Here is a 22,161-nt window from a genome sequence, read left to right on the forward strand (position 1 = left end):
CAGACGCTTCGCTCAGGCCGGTGACGATGCCTTGCGGCGCGCACGCCCCTCGGCGATCTCCACCAGCTGATGCCAGCCCAGTACCGCGGGGGCATCGGCGCTCGGAAGCTCTTCCAGCAACACCTTCAGACGCTGACACCGCTCGGCATCATGGGCATCGACCAGACGCAGCCAGGTGGCAAGCCCCATGGCTTCATGGTGAGTGTTTTCCTGCTCGATGGAGTAGGACAGCCCCTGCTCGATCAGGGAGCGTACCTTCTCCAGCGGCAGCCCCTGAGCACTGCGCAGGCTCGCGACCAGATAGCTGACTTCTGACAGGTAGAAGGAATTGCGCTCCTGGGCGACCAGCAGCACTTTCTCCATGTATTCCTCAGCGGCAGCGTGCTCGCCCAGCGCCATCACGGCGTCCATGTACCACAGGTTGGGGCGCTGATGACGCTCGCGTCCGGTCAGCTCCGCGAACTCGTTCATGCTCGACTGCAGCATGGACAGGCCATCGCGGTCGCCATTCATCGCCCGCGCCCAGCCCAGCACACCATGCGCTGCCATGTGCCACAGGTGAAGGTCCGCTGAACGCGTCACTTCCAGGGCCCGCTCGGCGCGCTGGGTCGCCAGATGGGTGTGGCCCAGCTGGCGATACAGGGAGGTGGAGAACATCAACGCCATCGCCAGCGAACCGGGCTGACCGATCTGCTCGGCCATGCGAATCGCCGCCTCGGCCTGCTGCTCGGCCTTCACGTAGTCGCAGCGCAGGCACGATGTCCAGCTCTGCAGACAGGAGGCCGCCACCTGCGGGTGATCGCTGAACGGCAGCCATTCGAGCACCATCGGATGGTTGACCGGATCGATCTCATCCAGGTGCTCGCCCGCCACACGCACGCGGCCGGCCCAGAACTCGCAGTGGGCACGCGCATAATCGGCCAGGCGACGATAGCGATCATCGGAAAGCTCTTCCGCCAGCTCGCTGAGGCCCGAGGCCAGCGCGAAGGCATCGGCGTGGGCATGACGCTCGCTGCAACCGACCCACAGGCCCCATTTGACGATGAAGGCCTGCTCGAGGTCCGGCTCGTCGTCCTCGACCAGCGCAGGGCTGCTGAGCAGGTTGCGCGCCTGCACGAAGCTCTCGTGGGCGATGCGTGAGCCATGGCCTTCCAGCGCGAAGCCGGACTGGCCACGTACCGTCAGCAGGCTGACTTCGCGCTCCTCCTGACCATCGACATGCTTGAGGCAGGCCAGGCCGTTGTCCGCCATCTTGAGCGCGGTGCGGTTGGCGCTGATCTTGAGCGCCTCGCGCGCCGAGAGCTCGAAGTAACGCGCGGCACGGCTGAAGTTCTGCGACTTGCGCAGGTGAACGGCGAAGTAGCCGGGGTGACGACTGATCCAGGCGGGATACTTGTCCTCGATCAGCGCGACCACCTGATGGTGAATCCGGCGCCGCACATCCCGCGGACACGACAGGTAGGCCGCTTCCTGGATCAGCTGATGGGTAAACTGGTAGTCGAATTCACTGTCGCTGCTGCAGGCCTCGATGATCTCCAGACGCTGCATGTTCTCGATGGCGCGCTTGAGGCGGCCCTCCTCGAATTCACAGCTCTGGCGCACGAAGCTCAGCTTGAAGACACGCCCCAATACCGCGGCGGCGTGGGCGACATCGCGCCCTTCTTCCAGCTGATCGATACGACTGGAGAGCAGGCCGATCAGGCCCTTGGGCAATTCGTCGAGCTGCACCGGACGCCCTTCGCGGCGGTCCATGTCGAGACGACGGCAGATTTCCTGCAGGTAGAGCGGCACGCCATCGCAGCGCTCGATGAGCTGGCTGCGCATGCGTGGACTCAGGTGCAGGCGATAGCGACGTGACAGGTGCGACAGCAGGCGCGAGACCTGCATCGGATCGAGGCGACCCAACGCGATGTGCTGGTCCCAGTTGAGCTTGACCGCCAGGCTGTCGCGACCGTTGTGGCTCGCGGCCAGCATGAAGCCGATGTTGATCGGCAGACGCGCCTGCAGGCCAGCCAGCACCTTGAGCGACGGCTCGTCGAGCCACTGCAGGTCATCGATCATCATCACCAGCGGGCGCAGGCTGGCTGACTTCTCGATCACCAGGTGAAGCACGCGCACGACGCGTTCGACCGTCTCGCTGGACTGGATCAGCACTTCGTCTTCGGCAGTATCTTCCGCCGTGCCGAGCACCGCATGGAAGGAGCGACGCACTTCCTCGCTGATGCCCTGCAACGCCTCGGAAGACTCGAACAGCTGCTCGACGCTTTCGCGATCGATATTGCCGTCCAGACGCCAGCGAATCAGCGCCGTCACGACACTGTAGGGCTCAAGCTGCGAGAGACGCGTGGTCGGCATCCAGCACAGTCCGACATCCTGGCTCTGCTCCAGCTGACGGAAATTGACCATCAAGGCCGACTTGCCCATGCCGGAGTTGCCACTGACCAGCACGCTCTGGCGCAGGCCGATGCTGGCGCGGGCCAGCGCATCACGCAGGCGACGCAGCTCGCCCTCGCGACCGATCAAGGTCGGCAGCGAGGATTCGCGAGTGGCGACACTGCTGCCCAGCACCAGCGCACGCAGACGCACGCGACCGTCAGCGGCCAACAGGCGCGAGGTCAAGCGGGGCTGCAGGTCCAGTGCCGGCGGCATGTGCTGACTGGCTTCCTGGGAGATCACCAGCTCGCTGCCTTCGGCGGCGGTCATCAACTCGAGGGAATATTGCGTGACCTGACCCAGCGGGTCGGCCAGCTGGCGCTCCGGCAGGTAGATGACCTGACCGGAGTGCAGGCCCGCCGACAGCGAGAAGGCCGGCGGCTTGCCTTCGCCGTCCCACAGCTTGGCGATCTCATCGGGGATCGCCTTGCTGCAGTGCTCATAGAGCGCGACCAGCTCGGCGAGCTGATGCGCCGGGCCGTGGGTACCGAAGCATGCCAGGCCCACGCCACCCGTGGCGCCCGGCAGCCAGAAGCCACCCAGGTGATGACACTGCTGCTCCAGCCAGCGCAACAACTCGATCTGCAGCGTCAGGCAGGCACGCGCCCAGACGCGGTCACGATGACTGTCCTTGACGCTCAGGCGAATGGCCATGACCGACAGCTGACGGTGATCGATTTCCTCTTCGCGCAGCGGTGCGCTGTCCAGCGACAGGGTCCGTGAGATGGCGCCCTGCGGCGTCATGGCACTCATGGTCTCGCTCTTGCCATCGGACCAGTAGCGCGCCAGCTGCAGGAAGCCGGGGTCCGGCTGCTGACCGGAGAGCGCCAGCTGCTGCAGGAAGGCATTGAACTGCTCATGGGCCGCGGCCGACTGGCCGCCTTCGGCCAGCTGACGCACGAGACGCTCATGGAAGGGGCCGTAACCGGAGAAGCGGCTGACCAGCGTACGCAGCACGTCATCGGGCAGCGGCTCGTCCGTGGCCAGCACCCGCTCGGCGAACTGGATGACGCGCTGACGCCACTCGCCACGCACCTTGATCATCCAGCGCTGGAAGTCAGGGCACTGGGTCAAGGAAAGCTCCTCGACCAGGTCGCCACGATACAGGGTGAGAATCTCCCCCAGGGTGGCGACGGAGGGCGGTGCCAGCAGCAGGCCGTTGAGCTCGTCGAGATCAAGCTCCCAGTGCTCCGGCAGCGAGAGCGCGATGGTCTGGCGCGACACCGTCAACAGGTTGTCAGCCTCTTCGCCGAGACTCTGACGCAGACAGTGCAAGGCGTGGCGAAGGTTGGTCCGTCCGGAGGACAGACCCTGATCCGGCCATAGCAACTCCGCCAACCCGGCACGGGAGACGGCCTGATCATGCAGCAGCAGATGCAGAAGTAGCGCCTTGACCTTGTCGTAGCTGAACTGAGTCAGCGTGTCATCACCCAACGTCAGCTGGAAATGTCCCAGCAGTGCCAGTTGAGCTTGACCAGATGTTTCCTGCGTCATGTGTCATCCATTTCAAAGTCGCGAACGAAACGCCAGCCCTGCCACGGCGCCGGTGATCCCCTGTCCTTGATCCTTGCCTTAGTCTCTCGTGCCTTGATCCATCGCGTCCCGACCCACCCTGGCCGAGGCGCGCGCTGCCCGTCGTGCGCTCGGCTGACCACTGTGGAAGCGGAAGACAGCATCGGGGGTTTCGATCAGCTCTCGTTCCACTTCACGTAGCACCGCGAGACGGGGTTCCAGTGGTTCATTGGTGTATTGCTCCGCCAACATGAGGTAATCCTCATAGTGACGTCCTTCTGACTTAACCAAAGTGCGATAGAACTTTGCAAGCTCTGGTTCCAGATACGGGATGAGGCGCGCGAAGCGCTCACACGACCTTGCCTCTATCAGGGCGCCGATCAGCAGGATGTCCACCAGGCGTTGCGGGTCTTCGTCCCTGACCTGCTGGCGCAGGGCTTCGGCATAGCGCGAGGCCTTGATATGCCGATAGACGATGCCCCGCTTCTCCATCAGCCCGACCACCTGCTCGAAGTGCAGCAGCTCTTCGCGCGCCAGCTGTGACATCTTGGTCAACAGCAGTGGCCGGTTCACGTAGCGGTACATCAGGCTCATGGCGGTGGAGGCGGCTTTCTTCTCGCACTGCGCATGGTCGATCAGCAACAGCTCCGGATTCTCAAGCGCCGCCTCGACCCAGCTCAGGGGCGTCCTGCAGGGCAGAAAGGCCAGCAGCGAGGCCGGCAGCAAGGCATCGGTATCTTCATCGCTTGGCCCCTGTGACGCTGCGATCACGCGCGTCCCAGCCTCACTCTCGCCATACTGGCCAGCATGAACATCATCATGCTGCTTGCTCTGCTCAGGCGCAATCACATTGCGCTCGGTCACGTCGGTCATTGAATTCATTGTCACGTCAGTCTTTTGTCTCGCTCGCTTGCGTCTGCTGCTGACTGACAGGAGACACCTCAACGACGGAGTTCATATCATTATCGGCACGCTTTGCCGCTTCCACCATGATTTCATCGTTTATATGGGCAAAAAGCTGTTCGGGCTCAAGTTCTCGCGCATGGGCCAGTGGTGCGATGCCATATGCCGACAGGTCCTTGATGCGGGTGCGCCCGACGCGCAGCAGCTCAACGGCGCGTGACAGCGCCGACTGATCGGCACGGAAACGGATGCGATGGCGGGTCAGCTGCTCGGCCAGCATGGCGTCATCGGCGACGCGCAGCCAGCGGGCGGCGACCTGGCTGCGCAGCTCGTCCAGTGCCAGCATGCGCTGGGCACGTTGGTCACTGTCATAGCCGAACCAGGCCAGGATCTCATGATCATGACGCTGGCAGCCGCGACAGACGCTATCGCCGACCGTAGTGGAGCAGACACCTACGCAAGGAGAAAGAATACGGCTCATGTGGCCCTCGGGGGAGGCGGAAAGTGTGATTCGGGGTAACCCCCATCATACCGTGCGTACCTGAGAGCCGACAGCATCGCGCCGTCGGTGCCCAAAGGGCCTCTCGTCAGCACCGCGCTGGGCGTCATCAGCGCGTCATCAGGGTTGCCGCATAGTGTTTGCTCAGCGTGATTTCCTGACAATCAGATGAAATATCAGAATGTTATGCCGTAATAGGCGACCAAAGTCTCAGCCCCCGCCACTGGGCGCTCCTTAACATTGTCGACAAAGTTGAGTAGACTCGCATTCGCCCCGTAGCGCCTGATTCGCTCGCAATAAGACGCTTGAATTACCCGCAAGAAGCCTCGAGGTGCCCCGCCCTGCGTCTTCAAGACGACTGGCCCGCGCATTTCGACACGATTACAGATGAGGGTCTCCCACGTGCTTGAAGCCTACCGTCAACAGGTTGAAGAACGCGCCCAGCAGGGCATCCCGGCAAAGCCGCTGACTGCCGAGCAGACCGCCGAGCTGGTCGAACTGCTCAAGAATCCGCAGGCCGGTGAAGAAGAGTTCATCCTCGATCTGTTCACCAATCGCATTCCCCCGGGCGTTGATGAAGCCGCTTACGTCAAGGCTGGCTTCCTGACCGCCATCGTACGTGGCGAAGCCGCTTCTCCGCTGATCGACAAGACACATGCCGTCAAGCTGCTCGGCACCATGCAGGGCGGCTACAACATCGCCACGCTGGTCGAGCTGCTGGACGACGAAAGCCTGGCCAAGGAAGCCGGCGAACAGCTCAAGCACACCCTGCTGATGTTCGACGCCTTCCACGATGTCGCTGACCGCGCCAAGGCCGGCAACGCCGTCGCCCAGGCCGTGCTGCAATCCTGGGCCGACGCCGAATGGTTCCTGTCCAAGCCGGCACTGGCCGAGAAGATCTCACTGGCCGTCTTCAAGGTGCCGGGCGAGACCAACACCGATGACCTGTCTCCGGCGCCTGACGCCTGGTCACGTCCGGACATCCCGCTGCACGCCAACGCGATGCTCAAGAACCCGCGTGAAGGCATCAACCCGCAGGAAGATGGCGTCGTCGGCCCGCTGGCCCAGATCGAGGAAGTGAAGGCCAAGGGCTTCCCGGTCGCCTACGTCGGTGACGTGGTCGGTACCGGTTCCTCACGCAAGTCCGCCACCAACTCCGTGCTGTGGTTCTTCGGCGACGACATCCCGTTCGTGCCCAACAAGCGCGCCGGCGGTTTCTGCATCGGCAACAAGATCGCACCGATCTTCTTCAACACCATGGAAGATGCCGGCGCCCTGCCCATCGAGATGGACGTCGAGAAGATGACCATGGGCGATGTCATCGACATCTACCCGTACGAAGGCAAGGTCTGCCGTCACGACACCGACGAAGTCATCTCCACCTTCTCCCTCAAGACTCAGGTCCTGCTGGACGAAGTGCGTGCTGGCGGCCGTATCCCGCTGATCATCGGTCGCGGTCTGACCGACAAGGCGCGTACCGAGTTGGGTCTGGAGGCGTCTGACGTCTTCCGCCTGCCGGAACAGCCGAAGGACACCGGCAAGGGCTTCACCCTCGCACAGAAGATGGTCGGCAAGGCCTGCAACCTGGAAGGCGTGCGTCCGGGCATGTACTGCGAGCCGAAGATGACCACCGTCGGCTCCCAGGACACCACTGGCCCGATGACCCGCGACGAGCTGAAGGATCTGGCATGTCTGGGCTTCCAGGCCGACCTGGTGATGCAGTCCTTCTGCCACACCGCTGCCTACCCGAAGCCGGTCGATGTCGAGACTCACCACACCCTGCCCGACTTCATCATGAACCGCGGCGGCGTCTCCCTGCGTCCGGGCGACGGCATCATCCACTCGTGGCTGAACCGCATGCTGCTGCCGGACACCGTCGGCACCGGTGGTGATTCCCACACCCGCTTCCCGATGGGCATCTCCTTCCCGGCGGGTTCTGGCCTGGTGGCCTTCGCCGCCGCCACTGGCGTGATGCCGCTGGACATGCCGGAATCCATCCTGGTGCGCTTCAAGGGCGAACGTCGTCCGGGCATCACCCTGCGTGACCTGGTCCACGCCATCCCGCTGTACGCCATCAAGCAGGGCCTGCTGACCGTCGACAAGGCCAACAAGAAGAACGCCTTCTCTGGCCGCATTCTGGAAATCGAAGGTCTGGAAGATCTGACGGCTGAACAGGCATTCGAGCTCTCCGACGCCTCTGCCGAGCGTTCCGCCGCCGGTTGTACCATCACGCTGTCCGACGAGAGCGTGACCGAGTACCTGAAGTCCAACATCACCCTGCTCAAGTGGATGATCGCCAACGGTTACGGCGATGCCCGTACCATCGAGCGTCGTATCGCGGGCATGGAAGAGTGGTTGGCCAACCCGAGCCAGATGCGTGCCGACAAGGACGCCGAATACGCCGAGATCATCGAGATCGACCTCGCCGAGATCGATCAGCCGGTGCTGTGCGCGCCGAACGACCCTGACGATGCCCGTCTGCTGTCCGACGTCGCCGGTCAGAAGATCGACGAAGTCTTCATCGGCTCGTGCATGACCAACATCGGTCACTTCCGCGCCGCAGGCAAGCTGCTCGAGAAGCAGCCGGCCGGTAGCCTGAAGACCAAGCTGTGGCTGGCACCGCCGACCAAGATGGACCAGCACCAGCTGACCGAGGAAGGCTACTACGGCATCTACGGCCGTGCCGGCGCGCGCATGGAAATGCCGGGCTGCTCACTGTGCATGGGTAACCAGGCACGTGTGGCTGCCAAGTCCACCGTGGTATCCACCTCCACGCGCAACTTCCCGAACCGTCTGGGCGACGGCGCCAACGTCTTCCTGGCCTCTGCCGAGCTTGCGGCCATCGCGGCCGTGGTCGGTCGTCTGCCGACCGTCGAGGAATATCAGGGCTACATGGGCGAATTCGATGCCATGGCGGGCGAGATCTATCGCTACCTGAACTTCCATGAGATCGAAGAGTTCCAGAACGCCGCTTCCAACGTGATTCCGGTCACCCAGGAAGCCTGATCAGGCGGGGAGTCATGCGCCACTGCATGACTCCCCTCTGACAGCAGCATTGGCGTCATGCCAACTGGCGTCATGCCAGACAATGAAACGGGCCGCCCCTCAAGGGACGGCCCGTTTTTTCATGCCTGCGACAAGCTCGGTGGGTGCAAGCGCCCTGCCTCAGAACTTGTAGCCGACCGAGGCGGTGAAGGCATCCACCTGATAATCGCTGTCGAAGTCATAGCGCTCGTACTCGGCACGGATCAGGAACGGGTCCAGATTGACCTGTGCACCGGCACCATAGACCGGATCAAAGCCGTCGTTGTCCTTCAGATCGACACTGGAATTGCCCAGATTGCCATCGACATCGGTTTCCCACTTGGCCATCCCCGCCTTGGCGAACAGCGAGAAGTACTGACCGATGGGCAGGATACCCACCACGTTGACACCGTAGGCCTTGGACTCGAGATCGGTATTGCTGAAGTCATTGCCCTTGAGCTGGACAGTCCCCAGGTCGGTGTAGAAGGCCTCAGTGGCGAAGTACGGGTTGTACTGATAGCCCACGAAGGCCTTGTAGACGTTGTCGTCATCATCCACATCGAAGTCATCGCTGCCGGATTCGATGAAGTCACCGGCCTCATCGGAATCATCGTTCTCAAGGCTGGAGAAGCCGGTACCGGCACCGATGTAGAGCCCTTCGCTGGCATTGCCAGCCGCCTGAGCATGACCACTGAGCGCCAGAGCGAGAGCGGCGAAGGAAACGGTAGCCAACGGGGCGGCCAGAAGACGTGACTTGCTCATGTATTGCTCCTTGATCCAATGGGCGGCACAGGCAGCTGCCGGCCAGGTACTGACGACAAGACCGCGCCTGTCATGGGTTGCAGGAGCATCGTGGTAGATATAGAACAGTGTTTCAAGATTGGCGTTTTGACTACTTGTGACGTCGCCAGTCAGCAACATGTCCTCGTGACCTTCCCGCTCCCCCCGCTTGCGCGTGCCCGAGGCCCGCTTAGCCCTTCGCACAGATGCAAAGCCCTGGCGTATCGGGCATTCTCGGGGTTGTGGCATTGCAGCAATCAAAGCGCTCCGTCCCTCAAGCGGCCTGCCTCGGCCGCCCAGCACAAGGAATCCGACATGACGCACCCCATCTCCACCCCCGACCTCTGCGATGAGTTCCCCGACGTGCAGGTGCTCGAGCCACTGTTCATCAACTACGGCGGCGTCGAGTCCTTCGGCGGCGAAGTCGTGACCATCAAGTGCTTCGAGGACAACTCGCTGGTCAAGGAAGCCGTCGCGGAGCCCGGCGCAGGCCGCGTCCTGGTCGTCGATGCCGGTGGCTCGATGCGCTGCGCCATGCTGGGCGACATGCTCGCCGAGCAGGCCGCCAAGAGTGGCTGGGCCGGCGTGATCATGTATGGCTGCATCCGCGATGTGGATGAGATCCACGCCACCAACCTCGGCGTGCAGGCACTGGGCTGCTACCCGCGCCCCAGCATCAAGCGCGGCGAAGGCCAGCGCGATATCCCGGTCACCTTCGCCGGCGTCACCATCGTGCCGGGCGACTATCTCTACGCCGACAACAATGGCGTCATCACCGCCAAGGAAGCACTGATCCGTACCCAGCCGACGCCCTGAGTCGCCGTCTCGCGCCGCGGTGCACGCCGCAATGAAAACGCCCCCGCAACCAGGCAGGTTGCGGGGGCGTTTCGCGTTCAAAGTCGCGGACTCAGCGAGTGCTGGCGGGCTCAGCGGTCTGTGAGCCGGCCTTAGCACCGGCCTGACCACTGGCCTGAGAGGCCGCAGCCGCATCATCGGCACGCGCGTAGCGGTCCACCACGGCGGCGCAGGCAGCGTCACCGGTGATGTTGAGCGCGGTGCGCGTCATGTCGAAGATACGATCCAGCGCGAACAGCAGCGGCAGGCCTTCGATGGGGATACCGGCCGCCAGCAGCACGGCGACCACCAGGAACGACGGCCCCGGCACACCGGCCTGACCGATGGCACCCAGAGTCGCGGTGAACACGATGGCGGCGTAGGCGGAGAAGCCGAGGTCGACATTGAAGACCTGGGCGAAGAACATCGCCACCAGCCCGTAATAGATGGCATTGCCGCTCATGTTGATGGTCGCGCCCAGCGGCAGCACGAAGGCAGAGGTGGCGTTCTTGAGGCCCAGCTCCTTCTCGCAGACTTCCATGTTGACCGGCAGGGTCGCCATGGAGGACGCCGTGGACAGCGCGACGGCCTGCGGCTTCTTCATCGCGGACATGAAGCGGCCCAGCGGCACGTCAGAGCCGAACTTGACCACCAGCGGGTAGAACACGAAGCCGTAGATGAGGATGGCGCCCATGTAGACGAGGAACAGCTTCATCACCAGCGTCAGTACATCGAAGCCGAAGGTGCCGACGGCGTCCGCCATCAGGCCGAAGACGCCGATCGGCGCGATCAGCATCACCACGTTGATCATCCACACGAAGGCTTCGATGACGGTATTGAGGCCTTCGATCAGCGGCTTGCCACGCTCGCCGGTCTTGGACAGGCCAATGCCGAGGAACAGGCAGAACACTAGAATCTGCAGGATATTGGCATCGGTGAGTGCACCGAAGATATTGGTCGGCACCATGCCCAGAATGGTGTCCATCACGCCCGGCACGCTGCCCTTGTCAGCATAGGCATTGGAGAACATGCCCTTGGCGCTTTCCAGGTCCACTCCGCTGCCCGGCTGGAAGACATGCCCCATCACCAGCGCCAGCATCACGGCCACGGCAGAGGTCAGCATGAAGAAGGCGAAGGTGGAGATACCGATCTTGCCGGCAGAAGGGCTGTCGCCCAGATTGGCGGCTCCCGACACGATGGAGACCGCGATCAGCGGCACGACCAGCATCTTGATCAGGTGAATGAACAGCTCACCCAGTGGCGCGAACATCGAGGCGTCTTCGCCCATGTACGCCCCGACACCTGCACCCAGGATCATGGCGATGACTACCTGGACGCCGATGTTTTTCCATAAAGACTGTTTCACGTTACGACTACCTTGGATTGTGTCTGAAAGGTCGGTTGTTGCGTGCCACCGCAGTGCTGGCTACCGGTGAGGCCTGCCGTCATTGCCACCATGGATATTGTGGTCAGCGGGGTGGCTGGGATTATAAATGACTGCCTTTTTTACATAAGGTAGAAAGATAATCATTTAGTCGCGCAATCGAGATCATTTTGTTGCCATTTGTTACTAACTGGCGTCTTTGTGCTGCTTTCTCCCCCATTGGTCCAATGCCCGAGCTGACCAATCATTCAGGTTTCAGGCACGAAACGAAAAGCGCCCACCGCACGTTAAGTGCGATGGGCGCCCTGGGTGACAACGACCGTCTGCGCCTCAGCGCGTCAGGTCACCATCCTGGGAAGCCTGGGTTACACCAGCTCCTTGTCCGCCAGCATGAACCAGGTTTCCAGCACGGAATCCGGGTTGAGGGAGACGCTGTCGATGCCCTCTTCCATCAGCCACTTGGCCAGCTCCGGATGGTCCGACGGGCCCTGACCACAGATGCCGACGTACTTGCCCTGCGCCTTGCAGGCACGGATCGCCATCGACATCAGCTGCTTGACCGCCGGATTACGCTCATCGAAGAGGTGAGCGACGATGCCGGAGTCGCGATCCAGCCCCAGGGTCAGCTGGGTCAGGTCGTTGGACCCGATGGAGAAGCCATCGAAGTGCTCGAGGAACTGATCCGCCAGCAGCGCGTTGGTCGGTAGCTCGCACATCATGATGACGCGCAGGCCGTTCTCGCCACGCACCAGACCATTCTCGCCCAGCAGCTTGATGACCTGCTCCGCCTCGCCGGTGGTACGCACGAAGGGCACCATGATCTCGACGTTGGTCAGCCCCATCTCGTCACGCACGCGCTTGAGGGCACGGCATTCCAGATCGAAGCAGTCGCGGAAGGTATCGGACACGTAGCGCGAGGCGCCACGGAAGCCCAGCATCGGGTTCTCTTCGCCCGGCTCGTACATCTTGCCGCCGATCAGGTTCTCGTACTCGTTGGACTTGAAGTCCGACATGCGCACGATGACCTTCTGCGGATGGAAGGCGGCCGCCAGGGTGGAGATACCCTCGACCAGCTTGTCGACGTAGAAGTCGACCGGGCTTGCGTAGCCGGCGGTGCGCGCATCGATGGTCTGCTGCAGATCGATGGGCAGGGTGGCGTAGTCGAGCAGCGCCTTGGGGTGCACGCCGATCATGCGGTTGATGATGAACTCGAGGCGCGCCAGGCCCACACCGGCATTCGGCAGACGCGAGAAGCTGAAGGCGCGGTCCGGGTTGCCGACGTTCATCATGATCTTGAACGGAATCTCCGGCATCTCGTTGACGCTGGTGACGGTGCGATCGAAGTTGAGGATACCGTCATAGACGTGACCGGTATCGCCTTCGGCGCAGGAGACCGTCACTTCGCGGCCTTCGGCGAGCACCGAGGTCGCGTCGCCACAGCCGACCACGGCCGGAATGCCCAGCTCACGCGCGATGATCGCCGCGTGGCAGGTACGACCGCCACGGTTGGTGACGATGGCGGAGGCGCGCTTCATGACCGGCTCCCAGTCCGGATCGGTCATGTCGGTGACCAGCACGTCGCCGACCTGCACCTTGTCCATCTGCTCCGGGTTGTCGATCACGCGCACCGCGCCCTGGCCGATACGCTGGCCGATGGCACGTCCGGTGACCAGAGTGCGGCCCTTCTCGCGCAACTGGAAGCGCTCGAGGTTGCCGCCCTCTTCCTGGCTGACGACCGTTTCCGGACGCGCCTGGACGATGTAGAGCTTGCCGTCGTCGCCATCACGCGCCCACTCGATGTCCATCGGACGCTGGTAGTGCTTCTCGATGATCATGGCCTGGCGCGCCAGGGCCTCGACATCGGCATCGCTGATGCAGAAACGGTGGCGGTCCGGCACCGGCACGTCGACGGTCTCGACGGAGCGACCCGCACTGGTGTCGTCGGTGTAGACCATCTTGATCAGCTTGGAGCCCAGGTTGCGGCGCAGTACCGCCGGGCGGCCGGCGGCCAGCGTGGTCTTGTGGACGTAGAACTCGTCAGGATTGACCGCGCCCTGCACCACGGTCTCGCCCAGGCCCCAGGAGCCGGTGACGAAGACGGCGTCGCGGTAGCCGGATTCGGTGTCCAGGGTGAACATCACGCCGGAAGCGGCCGTCTCGGAGCGCACCATCTTCTGTACGCCGGCAGACAGCGCGACCAGTGAGTGATCGAAGCCCTTGTGCACGCGGTAGGAGATGGCGCGGTCGTTGAACAGTGACGCGAACACCTCGTGAACCGCACGCTTGATGTTGTCGAAGCCTTCGATGTTGAGGAAGGTTTCCTGCTGACCGGCGAAGGAGGCATCCGGCAGATCTTCCGCGGTGGCGGAGGAGCGCACGGCGACCTTCAAATTCGGGTGCCTGGCCTGAAGCTCGGCATAGGCACGTTCCATCTCGGCCTCGAAGGCCGGCGGCAGCGGCGTGTCGATGATCCACTGACGAATCTCGGCACCGACGCGCGCCAGTTCGACCACGTCGTCCACATCGAGGGCATCGAGGGCGGCATTGATACGCTTGTCGAGGCCTTCGTGGGCCAGAAATTCGCGATAGGCATAGGAGGTAGTCGCAAAGCCGCCGGGCACGGTGACACCGGCATCGGCCAGATTGGAGATCATCTCACCGAGCGAGGCGTTCTTGCCGCCAACGCGATCAACATCGTTCATGCCGAGCTGATCGAAATCGACGACGTATTCGGATGTGGCTTGCTGTGACAAGGGAACCCCCTGGTACCAATGGATGGAAACGAATGACCGATGGAGGACGATGAACCGCCTTCCGTTCAGCAATGACGCCACCCTAACAAGCTCTCTCTAGTATTAGCCATTGGTCTAACCGGCTAGTCAGTGGAGGAGGACTACAACCCTGAGCCTGTTTCAGACGTTATGTCGCCATCGTCGGCGAACATGTCGACAAGCCAGGAACGGCCGCTACAGGAATGTAGTCATGAGGCGCTTTTTTAGAGAACGGGAACACGGGATTTCTCATATCGCGCCACTGGCCCTGTGCCGGATATTGCAAGCTCGACAGTGAACACCGACACTTGGGGTCTTCACGGGGCAACAGCCTGAGCGGGCTGGTGTCTTCGATTCGTTCTTCACGAGCTTCCTCCATGACCCGAACCGCCTTCTTCATTTCCGATGGCACCGGCATCACCGCCGAGACCCTGGGGCGCAGTCTGCTCGCCCAGTTCGAGAACACCGACATCCGCATGGTGACCAAGCCCTACATCGATTCGGCCGAAAAGGCGACGGCACTGGTCAAGGCCATCGAGAGCGCGCATGCCAATGACGGCGAGCGCCCGATCATCATCGACACCATCGTCGACCAGAACATCCGCGACATCATCTCCGAATCCTCCGGCTTCAAGGTCGACATCTTCTCGACCTTCCTCAAGCCACTGGAAGAGGAACTGGACACCCACTCGTCCTACAGCGTCGGCAAGACCCACTCCATCGGGCAGGACGACGTCTACATGAATCGCATCGATTCGGTGCATTTCGCCCTCGACAACGATGATGGCGCGCGCACGCATCAATACGACAAGGCCGACGTCATCCTCATCGGCGTCTCACGCTGCGGCAAGACCCCGACCTCGCTGTATCTGGCGCTGCAGTTCGGTATCCGCGCGGCCAACTACCCGCTGACCGAGGATGACCTGGACGAGTCCGGCACCCTCAAGATGCCCGCCTCACTGGCGCAATATCGTCACAAGCTGTTCGGGCTGACCATCGACCCGCGCCGTCTGGCCGCCATCCGTACCGAGCGTCGCCCCAACAGCCGCTACTGCTCGATCGATCAGTGCCTGCAGGAAGTCGAGCAGACCGAGGCACTCTTCCGCCGCTCCAAGGTGCCCTACATCGATACCACGCGCTTCTCGATCGAAGAGATCTCGACGCGCATGATCGCCGAGACCGGCCTGGCGCGCCGCTTCTCACCGCGCTGACCCCGACGCCAGATCATCACAAGTCGAACACAACAACACACGTCGACCACGTCTAGACACATCGACCACAACAACAGCGCTGCTCACCCAGGAAATCCTCCCATGTTCAACACCAACCACTACTTCGACGGCCAGGTGGCCTCCATCGCCTTCCAGAGCGCAGACCTTCCTGCCACGGTCGGCGTGATGGCCATCGGCGAATTCGTGTTCGCCACCAGCCAACGCGAATACATGACCCTGATCAGCGGCGACATGCAGGTACTGCTGCCGGGCGCGGAAGAGTGGTATCAGCTCGCCGCCGGTGAAAGCTTCATCGTCGAAGCCAACCAGAGCTTCGAGGTACGCACCACGGTCGAATCCGCCTATCTGTGCAAGTACGAAGACGCCTAAGGCACTGGGCAACAGCCGCCTAAGGCACTGGAAAACAGCCGCCTGGGGCAACGGGAAAAAGACGCCTGGGGCACTGGAAGACAGCCGCCCAAGGCGCTGAAAGCCAGACATGAAAAAGCCGCCGTACCCTCTCGGGCCACGGCGGCTTTTTTCGTCACGACGACTGTCCTCTCGCTACCAGGCTCAGACGCGCTGCCTGAGGACCGAACGCAGCGCCAGATAACTGATGCCGCCCATCAACAGGTAACTTGTCGCTACCCCGGCGAAGATGCCGATCACGCCATACAGGGCGCCGCCCAGCCAGGCCAGCGGCACCAGCAAGGCGAATAGGCGCACCAGCGAGAGCACCATCGCGCGGCGCGGCTTGTGCAGCGCATTGAGGCTGGAATTGGCGAGAATGATCACGCCCTGGGCCCCGAGGGCGGCGGGTATCAGCCACAGATAGGTGCTGACCAGCCCCGCGACCTCCTGACTCTCGGCGAAGCGCGCCGCGATCCACTCACCGCCAAGCCCGAGCCCCAACCAGACCACCAGCTGCCAGACGAGAATGAAGGCCAGCACGCCGTGGATGGCGCGCCACACACGCTTGTGCTGCCCGGCACCATCGTTCTGGCTGATGAAGGGCGACAGCGTCATGGACAGCGCCAGCACCAGAATCAGCGCCAGCGACTCGATGCGTGAGCCGATGCCGTAGGCCGCCACCGCCGCGTGACCATGCTGACTGACGATACGCGTGACCAGCGCGGTGGCAATCGGCGTCATCACGCTGGTCAGCGCGGCAGGCAGGCCGATCGCCCCGACCTCGCGCCATGACGTCACCAGCCGCGTCACGCTCAGGTGACGGAAATCGAGCCGCGCGCGCAGCAGTGGCAATGCCAGCAAGCCCAGCGTCATCGCCAGCCATGACAGCACCGTGGCCAGCGCCGCGCCCGCCACGCCCATGCCCTGCCAGCCACCGATGCCGAAGATCAGCAGCGGGTCGAGCAGCGCATTGAGCACCCCCGCCGCCGCCATCACCAGCGAGGGCACCAGCGTATTGCCCTCGGCGCGCAGCACGCTGCCCAGCACACGCGGCAGCAACACGAAGGGTGCGCCGAAATACCACACCTGCATGTAATCGCGGATATGCGGCATCAGGGTGTCATCGGCCCCCAGCAGCCCGAACAGCGGCTCGATGCTGGCAAGCCCCAGCACCAGCATCACCAGCCCCAGCAGCAGCCCCAGCAGACTGGAATCCGTGGTGCGCGCCTTGACGGTCTCGAGCTCACCTCGCCCCAGCCGGCGCCCCACCACCGCGGTGGTGCCGATGGACAGACCGATGGCGATGCTGATCACGCCGAAGGTGACCGGGAAGGTCATGGTCACCGCCGCCAGCTCCGGCGTGCCCAGCTGGGCGATGAACCAGGCATCCACCAGGTTGAACAGCATCATGGTGACGATGCCGCCGATCACCGGCCCCGTCATGCGCGCCAGCGTCGAGGCGATCGGGTCACGCACCAGATCGCGCGTGCCACGCCGAGACGAGGCACGTTTGGGGGTGGCAGGGGTATCAGGGTCAGACATACAGGCTCCGGACAGAAAACGACCCCGACCGGCGAGGCGCCAGCGGGGCCGAACAGTGTAAAGCATCAGCGTGTCAGGTGAGGGGCAACGCCGGATCGCGCCGAGGATCCCAGCGCTGCGTCAGTTGCCCTGCATGAAGGGCGAGACGACCTCTCCCCCCGCCTCACGCCAGGCCGCGAAGCCGCCACCCAGATGGGCCACCGTCCCGAAACCCATGTCCTTGAGCGACTTGGTGGCCAGTGCCGAGCGCAGCCCGCCGGCACAGAACAGCACATAGCGCCCCTCGCGCGCGAAGTCGGCACGGTGATAGGGCGAGGCCGGGTCGACCCAGAACTCCAGCATGCCGCGCGGCGCGTGGATGGCGCCGGGGATGCGCCCTTCCCGCTCCAGCTCTCGCACATCGCGGATGTCCACCAGCGTCAGCGGCGTGCCGCCGGCGCGGGCTTCTTCCAGCGCCTCGCGCAGCTCGCGGGGCGACAGGGTCTCGATCTCCGTCTCGGCGGCGGCCACCAGCTCACTGACCGGTCGAATCATGGGGTGCTCCTTGCAGATGATGTTGTCCTCGGGGTGCATGTCAGCGGCTGGCGGCGTGACAGCTCACGCATCCGCCTCGCCACAGCGATAGAAGCGCTGGATGCTCGAGAAATCGAGGCGTCCTGCGCCCTGGGCGGCATGCTGGACGAAAAGATTACGCGCCTGGGAGCCCATTGGCACCGCCGATTTCGAGCCCAGCGCCATCTCCCAGGCAAGGCCAAGATCCTTGGTCATCAGATCGACCAGGAAACCGCCCTGATAGTCATTGGAGGCCGGCGCGGCTTCCATAACGCCGGGCCAGGGATTGTAGACGTTGAGCGCCCAGTTGCCGCCGGATGACTGCTTCATCACCTCCGAGAGCACGGCCGGGTCCAGCCCGTTCTTGACCCCCAGCGCCAGCGCCTCGGCGGTGCCGCTCATCAGGATGCCCAGCAGCATGTTGTTGCAGATCTTGGCGACCTGACCGCTGCCGGCCGGGCCGGCATGAAACAGATTCTTGCCCATCACTTCCAGCAGCGGCACGGCACGCGCATAGCCGTCGGCCTCGCCGCCGACGATGAAGCTCAGCGTGCCGGCACGCGCGCCACCGACCCCGCCGGACACCGGGGCATCCATGAAGGTGATGCCACGCTCGGCGGCGTGGCGCGCGACCAGACGGGCATCATCTGGCGCGATGGTCGAGGCGTCGATCACCAGCACCGAGGAGTCGAGCGTGGCCAGGAGGCCACCCGCGCCGTCTTCCTTGTCGCCCAGATAGAGCTTTCGCACGTGCTGACCGGCCGGCAGCATACTGATCAACACCTCGACACCCTCGATGACCTCTCCGGGAGATGCCGCGCGGGTGGCGCCCGCCTCGACCAGTTCGTTCATGGCCGACTCGACCAGATCGAAGACCCTTACCGCATGGCCAGCCTTGACCAGATTGAGCGCCATGGGACCGCCCATGTTGCCGAGTCCGATGAAACCGATGGATGTCATGGCAATGCTTCCTTGTGAACAGATTCTTGTTGTCATTGGCGTCCGGCGGCATGGCCGCGCCTGCCACCGGTGCTGAAAAGCGCGCTCAGAGGTCCATCAGCGGATGCTCATCCTCTTCCCACAGCGGTGCGAAGAAGCCATCGATGTATTCCTCGGAGACCTGGGCGATCGAGGCATAGGCCCATTGCGGCTGCTTGTCCTTGTCGATCAGCAGGGCGCGCACCCCTTCGGCAAGCTCGGTGCCCATGCAGCAGCGCACCGACAGGGTCAGCTCGTCGCGGAACGCCTCCGCCAGCGAGGAGTGGCGATGGCGCCCCAGCATGCGAAATACCAGATGCGGTGAACTGGGGCAGCCGGCCAGCAGGCGCTCGCGGTTGGCGTTCAGCCACGCATTGCAGTCACTGCGCGCCTGGGGATCATCGATGATCCGCTGGCAGGCCTTCAGCACTTCGCGCCCGGCGACCAGCTGCTGAAGATGATCGAAGAGCGGCAGCACCTGCCCCGGCGGCGCCAGTTCACGGCGCTCGAACTCGCTCAGCACCTGGCTCAGATGACGCGACGGGTGACGGCCGAATTCACCCTCGCACAGCGCCTGCTTGAGCGCCTCGCGCTGTTCATCGGGAATCAGGCGTGTCGCAAGCCCCAGATCCAGCGCATCGCGGGCATTCAGCTGCGCACCGGTCGCGCCGAGATATTCTCCGATGCCACGCGGCAGGCGATTGAGCAGCCAGCTGGCACCGACATCCGGATACAGGCCGATGCTGACTTCCGGCATCGCCAGTCGCGAACTCTCGGTGACCACGCGCTCACAGCCGCCGGCGAACAGCCCCATGCCGCCGCCCATCACGATGCCGCCACCCCACACCAGCAGCGGCTTGGGGAAGGTATGCAGGCGGTGATCGAGCCGGTATTCGGCGGTGAAGTAGCGGGTGGCGAAGAAATCATCCAGCGCCTCGAGGGGGTCTGCGCCTTCGCTGGCAGGCGCCGTGGTCATCGCCTGATAGAGCGCCACGATATCGCCACCGGCACACAGCGCACGCTCGCCGGCGCCTTCCAGCCACACCATGGCGATGCTGCTGTCCAGCTCCCAGGCATCCAGCTGTGCCTCGATGCGCTCGATCATGGCCAGCGACAGCGCATTCAGCGAACGCGGCGCGTTCAGGCGCATGATTCCCAACTGCTTGCCGTCGCGGGCGCGCCGCGTCTCGAACACCACGGGCGCCTCGACATCGGTCGCGGCCTTGGCGGTGACACCTTCTATCTGGCTCATGAGCGCCCTCCTCCCTTCACCTCTTCCTGACGCGAGACCCATTGCGGGGCGCGCTTCTCGAGGAAGGCACTCACGCCTTCCTTCTGGTTGGGGTCATCGAACAGCTCGACGAACAGCTCGCGCTCCATGCGCAGGCCATCGCTCATGCCGCGATGGCGCGACGACATGATCAATGCCTTGCAGCGTGCCACCGCGCTCGGGCTCTGGTTGGCGACGCTCTCGGCGATCGCCAGCGCGCGCTCGAAGCTCTGGCCGGTCTCGACCACCTCTTCCGCCAGCCCGATGCGACCGGCGGTCTCGGCATCCACCTGTTCACCACACAGGATCATGCGCTTGGCCCAGCCTTCGCCGACCAGCCACGGCAGGTGCTGGGTACCGCCCGCACACGGCAACAGCCCCACCTTGGCCTCCGGCAGCGCCAGCCTGGCCTGCCGTTCGACGATACGCATGTCACAGGCCAGCGCGCACTCGAGCCCGCCGCCCATCGCGTAGCCGTTGACGGCGGCGATCGTCACGCCCGGGAAGTTGGCCAGCCGTTCGAAGGCCAGCCCGAAGCGACGCGCCATGGTGGCGGCGACGCCCTTGTCGCCATCGGCGAAGGTCTTGAGATCGGCGCCGGCGGAGAAGAACTTGTCGCCCTCACCGGTGATCACCACGGCACTTATGCTGCCATCGCCCTCCAGCTCGTCGAGCAGCTGCTCCAGCTCGATCAAGGACGCTTCCGTCCAGGTGTTGGCCGGCGGGTTGTTGATGGTGACCCGGGCGATATGACGATCCTTCTCGAGAACGAGGCATGGCCCTTGACTGGATGACATCATGTAACTCCCTGAAAGATGGTAACCAATGACGAATTGAAGTGGAGGCGGCGTTACGCCAGCGACTCGATCATGCCCGGCGTCAGAAGACGGCGCGCGATGATCAGACGCATGATCTCGTTGGTGCCTTCCAGAATCTGGTGCACACGGGTGTCACGCACCAGCCGCTCCAACGGGTACTCGCGGATATAACCGTAGCCGCCATGCAGCTGGAGTGCCTGATTGCAGACCTCGAAGCCCATGTCGGTGGCGAAGCGCTTGGCCATCGCACAGTGGGCGCTGGCCTCGGCGTCGCCTTCATCGAGCTTGAAGGCCGCCAGCCGCACCAGGGTGCGCGCCGCGGTCAGTTCGGTGGCCATGTCGGCCAGCTTGAACTGCAGGGCCTGGAACTGGGCCAGCTCACGCCCGAACTGCTTGCGCTCGCCGAGATAATCCCGCGACAGCTCCAGCGCCTTCTGGGCCGCGCCCAGTGAACAGGTGGCGATGTTGATGCGTCCGCCATCCAGCGCCTTCATCGCGAAGCGGAAGCCCTCGCCCTCCTCGCCCAGACGATTGGCCGCCGCAACCCGCACGCGATCGAAGCTCACCAGTCGGGTCGGCTGGCTGTTCCAACCCATCTTGTCTTCCTTCTTGCCGTAGCTGATGCCCTCGGCGTCAGCCGGCACCACGAAGGCCGAGATACCCCCCGCGCCACTGTCCGGCTCGCCGGTGCGTGCCATCACCACCAGCACGTCCGTGGCGCCGGCACCGGAGATGAACATCTTGGAGCCACTCAGGTAGTAGTCATCGCCCTCGCGCTCGGCGCGGGTGCGCAGGCTGGCGGCATCACTGCCGCTGCCCGGCTCGGTCAGGCAGTAGGAGCCAAGCTTGTCGCCCGCCACCATCGCCGGCACCCACTGCTCGCGGCAGCTGTCCGTGGCGAAACTGGCGATCATCCAGCCCACCATGTTGTGGATGGTGATGTAGGCGGTGGTCGAGATGCAGCCGGTCGCCAGCTGCTCGAGAATGATGGAGCTGTCGAGACGTGGCAGGCCAAGGCCGCCGTGCTCCTCGGGGACGTAAAGCCCCATGAAGCCGGCCTCGCCCGCCTTGCGAAGTGTCTCGATGGGGAAGTGGGCCGTGGCGTCCCACTCGGCGGCATGCGGGGCAAGCTCGGCATCCGCGAAGGCACGCGCCCCCTCCTGGAGGGCACGCTGGTCATCGGTCAGCGAAAAGTTCATGCAGCTGCCTCCTGTTGTCCTTGTTCTTGACGACAAAACT

Annotated in this window: 16 protein-coding genes; 4 read left to right on the forward strand and 12 right to left on the reverse strand. The window is 63.6% G+C overall.

Annotation, left to right across the window (positions count from 1 at the left end; genetic code table 11):
- Positions 1 to 12: 12 nt before the first annotated feature.
- From QD356_RS09330 to QD356_RS09340, 3 genes are all read right to left on the reverse strand, one after another.
- A complete protein-coding gene (locus QD356_RS09330; protein ID WP_043331312.1) occupies positions 13 to 3,927 on the reverse strand; it encodes an AAA family ATPase in 3,915 nt (1,304 codons plus the stop codon).
- 78 nt (positions 3,928 to 4,005) lie between these two features.
- Positions 4,006 to 4,827 (reverse strand): tRNA-(ms[2]io[6]A)-hydroxylase, encoded by an 822-nt coding sequence (locus QD356_RS09335; RefSeq protein ID WP_279877609.1) that lies wholly within the window; start codon positions 4,825 to 4,827, stop codon positions 4,006 to 4,008.
- Between the two features lie 7 nt (positions 4,828 to 4,834).
- The gene (locus tag QD356_RS09340) at positions 4,835 to 5,329 is read right to left on the reverse strand and encodes a DUF1289 domain-containing protein (RefSeq protein ID WP_192837576.1); all 495 of its coding nucleotides are present in this window, start codon (positions 5,327 to 5,329) and stop codon (positions 4,835 to 4,837) included.
- Positions 5,330 to 5,749: 420 nt separating this feature from the next.
- Here QD356_RS09340 and acnB point away from each other — a divergent pair, with 420 nt between their 5' ends.
- Positions 5,750 to 8,353 (forward strand): bifunctional aconitate hydratase 2/2-methylisocitrate dehydratase, encoded by a 2,604-nt coding sequence (gene acnB, locus QD356_RS09345; RefSeq protein WP_192837837.1) that lies wholly within the window; start codon positions 5,750 to 5,752, stop codon positions 8,351 to 8,353.
- 159 nt (positions 8,354 to 8,512) lie between these two features.
- Here acnB and QD356_RS09350 read toward each other — a convergent pair whose 3' ends face one another.
- Positions 8,513 to 9,133, reverse strand: a complete 621-nt coding sequence (locus QD356_RS09350; RefSeq protein WP_107336268.1) for a porin family protein — start codon at positions 9,131 to 9,133, stop codon at positions 8,513 to 8,515.
- Between the two features lie 333 nt (positions 9,134 to 9,466).
- On the opposite strand from QD356_RS09350, the gene rraA reads away from it, so the two are divergent.
- Positions 9,467 to 9,967, forward strand: a complete 501-nt coding sequence (rraA, locus tag QD356_RS09355) for a ribonuclease E activity regulator RraA (RefSeq protein ID WP_043331314.1) — start codon at positions 9,467 to 9,469, stop codon at positions 9,965 to 9,967.
- A 91-nt stretch (positions 9,968 to 10,058) separates the two neighbouring features.
- Here the strand turns inward: rraA and QD356_RS09360 are convergent, their stop codons facing one another.
- Both QD356_RS09360 and ppsA read right to left on the reverse strand, forming a co-directional pair.
- Positions 10,059 to 11,351 (reverse strand): dicarboxylate/amino acid:cation symporter, encoded by a 1,293-nt coding sequence (locus QD356_RS09360; protein WP_279877612.1) that lies wholly within the window; start codon positions 11,349 to 11,351, stop codon positions 10,059 to 10,061.
- A 383-nt stretch (positions 11,352 to 11,734) separates the two neighbouring features.
- The gene (gene ppsA / locus QD356_RS09365) at positions 11,735 to 14,122 is read right to left on the reverse strand and encodes a phosphoenolpyruvate synthase (RefSeq protein WP_043331316.1); all 2,388 of its coding nucleotides are present in this window, start codon (positions 14,120 to 14,122) and stop codon (positions 11,735 to 11,737) included.
- Between the two features lie 395 nt (positions 14,123 to 14,517).
- On the opposite strand from ppsA, the gene QD356_RS09370 reads away from it, so the two are divergent.
- Together QD356_RS09370 and QD356_RS09375 are read left to right on the forward strand one after the other, a co-directional pair.
- A complete protein-coding gene (locus tag QD356_RS09370) occupies positions 14,518 to 15,351 on the forward strand; it encodes a pyruvate, water dikinase regulatory protein (protein ID WP_043331317.1) in 834 nt (277 codons plus the stop codon).
- 102 nt (positions 15,352 to 15,453) lie between these two features.
- Positions 15,454 to 15,741 carry a pyrimidine/purine nucleoside phosphorylase gene (locus QD356_RS09375; RefSeq protein ID WP_043331318.1) on the forward strand — a complete coding sequence of 96 codons (288 nt, stop codon included), beginning with the start codon at positions 15,454 to 15,456 and terminating at the stop codon, positions 15,739 to 15,741.
- 183 nt (positions 15,742 to 15,924) lie between these two features.
- Here the strand turns inward: QD356_RS09375 and QD356_RS09380 are convergent, their stop codons facing one another.
- The 6 genes from QD356_RS09380 to QD356_RS09405 all read right to left on the reverse strand — a co-directional run bounded on the left by QD356_RS09380 (position 15,925) and on the right by QD356_RS09405 (position 22,121).
- Positions 15,925 to 17,304 (reverse strand): MATE family efflux transporter, encoded by a 1,380-nt coding sequence (locus QD356_RS09380; protein WP_192837575.1) that lies wholly within the window; start codon positions 17,302 to 17,304, stop codon positions 15,925 to 15,927.
- A gap of 120 nt (positions 17,305 to 17,424) precedes the next feature.
- Positions 17,425 to 17,838: a rhodanese-like domain-containing protein gene (locus QD356_RS09385; RefSeq protein ID WP_192837574.1), complete on the reverse strand. Its 414-nt coding sequence runs from the start codon at positions 17,836 to 17,838 to the stop codon at positions 17,425 to 17,427.
- 63 nt (positions 17,839 to 17,901) lie between these two features.
- Positions 17,902 to 18,816 (reverse strand): 3-hydroxyisobutyrate dehydrogenase, encoded by a 915-nt coding sequence (gene mmsB / locus QD356_RS09390; RefSeq protein WP_192837573.1) that lies wholly within the window; start codon positions 18,814 to 18,816, stop codon positions 17,902 to 17,904.
- Positions 18,817 to 18,901: 85 nt separating this feature from the next.
- On the reverse strand, positions 18,902 to 20,086 hold the full coding sequence (locus QD356_RS09395; protein ID WP_192837572.1) for an enoyl-CoA hydratase/isomerase family protein: 1,185 nt from the start codon (positions 20,084 to 20,086) through the stop codon (positions 18,902 to 18,904).
- Positions 20,083 to 20,901: an enoyl-CoA hydratase gene (locus QD356_RS09400; RefSeq protein ID WP_192837571.1), complete on the reverse strand. Its 819-nt coding sequence runs from the start codon at positions 20,899 to 20,901 to the stop codon at positions 20,083 to 20,085. The genes QD356_RS09395 and QD356_RS09400 overlap by 4 nt, the downstream gene beginning before the upstream one ends.
- Before the next feature lie 53 nt (positions 20,902 to 20,954).
- Positions 20,955 to 22,121, reverse strand: coding sequence for an acyl-CoA dehydrogenase family protein (locus QD356_RS09405; protein ID WP_192837570.1), 1,167 nt, complete (start codon positions 22,119 to 22,121; stop codon positions 20,955 to 20,957).
- Between the last annotated feature and the right edge of the window lie 40 nt (positions 22,122 to 22,161).

The sequence above is a fragment of the Cobetia sp. 2AS genome (genome assembly GCF_029846355.1).
Classification (GTDB): Bacteria; Pseudomonadota; Gammaproteobacteria; order Pseudomonadales; family Halomonadaceae; genus Cobetia; species Cobetia amphilecti.